Source organism: Stenotrophomonas sp. GbtcB23 (genome assembly GCF_019091045.1).
In the GTDB taxonomy this organism is placed as follows: Bacteria; Pseudomonadota; Gammaproteobacteria; order Xanthomonadales; family Xanthomonadaceae; genus Stenotrophomonas; species Stenotrophomonas rhizophila_A.
Genome location: NZ_JAGXKC010000078.1, coordinates 4,007 through 6,187, shown reverse-complemented (window position 1 = coordinate 6,187; position 2,181 = coordinate 4,007). Strand labels below are relative to the sequence as shown.

Annotated in this window: 4 protein-coding genes; all 4 read left to right on the top strand. The window is 62.9% G+C overall.

The genetic code is table 11. The features are described from left to right. On the top strand, positions 1–135 hold a 135-nt coding region (locus tag KVS69_RS17605), incomplete at its 5' end, for a G5P family DNA-binding protein (RefSeq protein WP_217539241.1). A 4-nt stretch (positions 136–139) separates the two neighbouring features. Beyond that, positions 140–343: a hypothetical protein gene (locus KVS69_RS17600; RefSeq protein ID WP_068851929.1), complete on the top strand. Its 204-nt coding sequence runs from the start codon at positions 140–142 to the stop codon at positions 341–343. A 12-nt stretch (positions 344–355) separates the two neighbouring features. After that, positions 356–586: a major capsid protein gene (locus KVS69_RS17595; protein WP_068851932.1), complete on the top strand. Its 231-nt coding sequence runs from the start codon at positions 356–358 to the stop codon at positions 584–586. A 414-nt stretch (positions 587–1,000) separates the two neighbouring features. Next, positions 1,001–2,181, top strand: a 1,181-nt coding sequence (locus tag KVS69_RS17590) for a hypothetical protein (RefSeq protein ID WP_217539237.1), incomplete at its 3' end; no start/stop codon positions are given.

The following is a 2,181-nucleotide window of genomic DNA, read 5'->3' as shown; positions in this document are numbered from 1 at the left end:
GACGACCAGCAGCCCTACAAGGTCGGTACTTACGAGCTGTGTCCGACCTCGTTGCAGAACAACAAATTCGGCGGCCTTGAATTCGGTCGTCGCGTTCGCCTGCTGACGCCGTCTCCGGCGCCGGGTCGGGCGTAAAACCATGGCCGTGCTGATCCCCGCGTGCCTTGAATCTGACCTGGACACGGCCACGGGGACCTGCACGGCCGTGATGTGGATTCCTCAACCGGGCTTGCTGCCGGACCTGCCCATTGAGGATGCGCAGTTGATAGGGGCAAAGATCGCGCTCCTGTGGGCTGTGGCGTACACCTTCCGGCTCATCCGCAAGAAAATCCAACAGTCCTAGGAGGACACAGCAATGAAGAAGTTCCTGACCGCCCTGAAGGGCAAGACCGCCGCCGTCGCCACCGTTTCCGCCGCCGCCCTGGCATCGGCACCGGCCTTCGCCTCGGGCGGTGGTGGTGTGGACGTGGGCGACGTGGTGTCGGCCATCAACGGCGCGGCCGCGCCCATCGCCGCCATCGGCGGTGCCGTGCTGACGATCCTCGTCGGTATCAAGGTCTACAAGTGGGTGCGTCGCGCCATGTAACGGCCACCGGGGGGCAGGGCCGACTCCCTCCCCCCGGTCTTTTCTGTAGTACCTGGACACTGTGGGGCGTGCGATGGAAGGGTGGATCTGGCTTGGGGCGTGGTGTGTTGCCTGCGCGATCATCTTCGTGGAGTTCGACTAATGCGTTGGCTGGCTCGCGTGTTCGCATCCGCAGTCGCCCGGCGCGTTGCATATGTCATCGTGGCATTGCTGCTTGCATCGCTTGGAGTTAGCCGCGCGCAGGCACAGGATGCATCCTGTTCCCATTCGCGCGCCGTGAATAGCAGCTCTTGCCCAGATCAGGGTGCTGCCAATCAGGCTGCTTGGGCCACGGCTACTGCGCAGGCCGCGTATTCGAATAACGGAAGTTCATCACAGTGGTGTCCTGGCGTAAGGCCCAACTTGGCCGCTGGCGTGTACACGGCCTATGTCACCCCATGCGCAAATCCCGGCGCGCAGTGGGAAACGCGTACGCGCTCTTACCCGAAAGATCTCACCTGCGAGAAGCGCCCGGACTGGAACGGGCCATACACAAACCTCACTGGCGGAAAGCCTCGAAACGGATCTGTCACGTGCAACGCCGGTTGCAGGCAGGCGTGGTACAGCACAGGTGATGGGTATTTCACCGGCAAGTACACATCGGTGCCTGGCACCTGCAACGACTACGACGATCAGAAGTGCAAGGCTGAGTTCGGCAGCGGCTACTCGTGGAATCAGGGCATGTCTACATGTGAGCCTGACGATGGCAAATGCCCGGACGGAAGCCCCACCAATTCGCTGGGCCAGTGCAAGCCAGAGCCGTGTCCGGCAGGCAAGGTCCAACAGGCCGATGGCACGTGCAAGAACAAAGAAAACGAATGTCCAGCCGGGCAGATTAAATCGCCCGATGGAAAATGCCTCCCCGGCGAGGGTCAGTGCGCGAAGGGGGAGGCCAAGGGCAAGGACGGCACGTGTAAGAAGGATGCCGACGAGAACGGCACCCCCGATGAGGAAGAGAGCGACCCCAGTGAACCCGGTGAACCGGGTGAAACGCCTGCCGAGGAATTTACGGGTGGCGACAACTGCACTCAGCCGCCCACGTGCAGTGGATCACCTGTGATGTGCGGTCAGGCACGCATCCAATGGCGCATCGACTGCAACACGCGTAAGAACCGCACCATAGCGGGAGGCATGTGCAGCACGCCTCCGGTGTGCACGGGCGAGAAGTGCGACGCCATGGAGTACAACAGCCTGCTGATGCAGTGGCGCACCGCTTGTGCCACTGAGAAGCTCGCCGCCGCGACTGGCACCGGAACCGGAAGCAACCCGGACCTCGTTGCCATCCGAAATGCGCTCACCGGCACTGGCGGTACGGTGGACCCTGGCACCAGCTTGCCCGGCAGCGGTGCGTGGCAAGGCGGGCAGGGGACGGACCCTATCCAACCTGACACGTCGGGCTACGGCTGGGGCGGCGGTTCCTGCCCCGCCATTCCGGCCATCGACGTTATGGGCGCGACGATTCAGTTCGATCCAGCCCCACTGTGCAATTGGCTCAGTCTGGGTTCGTATTTCGTGATGGGCCTCGCCGCCCTTGCATCCCTTCGCATCGTTGCTAC

Bases quoted from the DNA above. Each gene is read 5' to 3' on its own strand.
- KVS69_RS17600 (WP_068851929.1), top strand. From the start codon at position 140: ATGGCCGTGCTGATCCCCGCGTGCCTTGAATCTGACCTGGACACGGCC.
- KVS69_RS17595 (WP_068851932.1), top strand. From the start codon at position 356: ATGAAGAAGTTCCTGACCGCCCTGAAGGGCAAGACCGCCGCCGTCGCC.